The sequence below is a fragment of the Mesorhizobium sp. M0761 genome, assembly GCF_040320205.1.
GTDB lineage: Bacteria > Pseudomonadota > Alphaproteobacteria > Rhizobiales > Rhizobiaceae > Mesorhizobium.
In genome coordinates this window covers 1-1,676 of sequence record NZ_JAMYPF010000047.1, presented here as the reverse complement: position 1 = coordinate 1,676, position 1,676 = coordinate 1, and the positions used below count along the sequence as shown (strand labels likewise).

Genomic DNA, 1,676 nt, shown 5'->3' with positions numbered 1-1,676 from the left:
CTCATCGCGCTTGTGACCGAACCCCTCTCGCAGGAGTTGGGTGTCTCTCCCCCTTGAGCGACGGGCGCCCGCTGCTGTGGCGCGCCACCCGCCAGATCGTCGCCTCTCTGATCGCGACCATCCTGATCGCGACCATCTTTCCTCAACCTTCCTTGGCGGCCCTGCGCCACAATCTCCATGCCTTGCGATATCGCTGGCGCGAACCACCACGAAAGCGCAAGTTTCAGTCCATGCCAAAGCTATCTTAGCGCCTATGCCCTTGTGGGGAGGGTCGGCGCGAAGCGCCGGGGTGGGGGACTGCGCCCTACGAGAACCCCCACCCCAATCCGCTTTGCGGATCGACCCTCCCCACAAGAGGGAGGCTAAGAAATCGCACAAGGGGGAGGTAAGCGCCCTAAAACTCAATCCCCTGCTGTGCCTTCACGCCGGCCGAAAAATGATGCTTCGTCACGCCCATCTCCGTCACCAGATCCGCCGCCTCGACCAGCGCCGGCTTGGCGTTGCGGCCGGTGACGACGACATGCAGACCTTCGCGCCGCGCTTTCAGCGCCGCCACCACTCTGTCGAGATCAAGATAGTCGTAACGCAGCGCGATGTTCAGTTCGTCCAGCACGACGAGGCTGATCGAGGGATCGGCGATCAGCTCCAGCGCCTTGGCCCAGGCGGCTTCGGCCGCCGCAATGTCGCGCTTCAGATCCTGCGTCTCCCAAGTGAAACCCTCGCCCATCGTGTGCCAGACGACGCGGCCGCCAAACGCCGCGAAGGCATCCTTCTCGCCGGTGTGCCATTTGCCCTTGATGAACTGGACGATGCCGACGCGCTTGCCATAGCCGAGCATGCGCAGCGCCAGCCCGAAGGCAGCCGTGGTCTTGCCCTTGCCGGGTCCGGTGTTGACGATCAGCAGCCCCTTCTCGACCGTCTTTTCCGCGACCTCGGCGTCCTGCACCGCCTTGCGCTTGGCCATCTTGGCGCGATGGCGCTCTTCGTCTTTTGCGTCGATGTCAGTCATTATTTCACCTTGAGCGGCAGCCCCGCCACTATCAGAAGCACCATATCAGCTACCACCGCGATCTGCTGGTTGAGCCGGCCGGCGGCATCGCGGAACCGGCGTGCCAGCGCATTTTCGGGCACGATGCCTTGTCCGACTTCGTTGGAGACCACGAACCACGGTCCGCGCGGCCGCGAAAGCACATCGGCCAGCCGCCGGCACTCCCCCTCCAGATCATGATCGGCCAGCATATGATTGGTTAGCCAAAGCGTCAGGCAGTCGACAAGCACCGGCTGGCTGTCCGGCAATGCCTCGAGCGCACCGGCAAGATCAAGCGGGGCATCGATGGTCGCCCATCCCTCGCCGCGGCGCGAGCGGTGCTGCGCGATGCGCTCGCGCATTTCGCCGTCATAGGCTTGCGCGGTGGCGATATAGGCCCATGGCGGCGGCAACGCCGTTGCCAAAGTTTCGGCATGGGCGCGCGGTGGCCCCCGCGCCCCCCCGCGGGTGTTTGGGGAAAAACGCGGAGGGAAACCAGTGGGGCCGGCGGGTGGGGGGGGGGGGGGGGCGCCCGGGGCGGGGGGGGGGGGGGGGGGCGGGGCCACCCCCCGCGGGCGGGGGGGGGGGGGGGTGTTGGGGGGGGGGGGCCGCGGATTATGGGCGCGGCGCGGTGGGGGGGGGGGGACCC

The 1,676-nt window shown here is 66.9% G+C and carries 3 protein-coding genes; 1 reads left to right on the top strand and 2 read right to left on the bottom strand.

Annotation, left to right across the window (positions count from 1 at the left end; all coding sequences use genetic code 11):
- Positions 1–248 (top strand): hypothetical protein (locus NKI32_RS31505; protein ID WP_353005231.1); only part of this gene is annotated, 248 nt, incomplete at its 5' end.
- A 146-nt stretch (positions 249–394) separates the two neighbouring features.
- Here NKI32_RS31505 and cobO read toward each other — a convergent pair.
- Together cobO and cobU are read right to left on the bottom strand one after the other, a co-directional pair.
- A complete protein-coding gene (gene cobO, locus NKI32_RS31500) occupies positions 395–1,009 on the bottom strand; it encodes a cob(I)yrinic acid a,c-diamide adenosyltransferase (RefSeq protein WP_023731212.1) in 615 nt (204 codons plus the stop codon).
- Positions 1,009–1,593 carry a bifunctional adenosylcobinamide kinase/adenosylcobinamide-phosphate guanylyltransferase gene (cobU, locus tag NKI32_RS31495; protein WP_502898012.1) on the bottom strand — a complete coding sequence of 195 codons (585 nt, stop codon included), beginning with the start codon at positions 1,591–1,593 and terminating at the stop codon, positions 1,009–1,011. The genes cobO and cobU overlap by 1 nt, the downstream gene beginning before the upstream one ends.
- Positions 1,594–1,676 lie beyond the last annotated feature (83 nt).

Excerpts from the sequence above, each read along its gene's own strand:
- cobO (WP_023731212.1), bottom strand. The coding sequence starts at position 1,009 with ATGACTGACATCGACGCAAAAGACGAAGAGCGCCATCGCGCCAAGATG.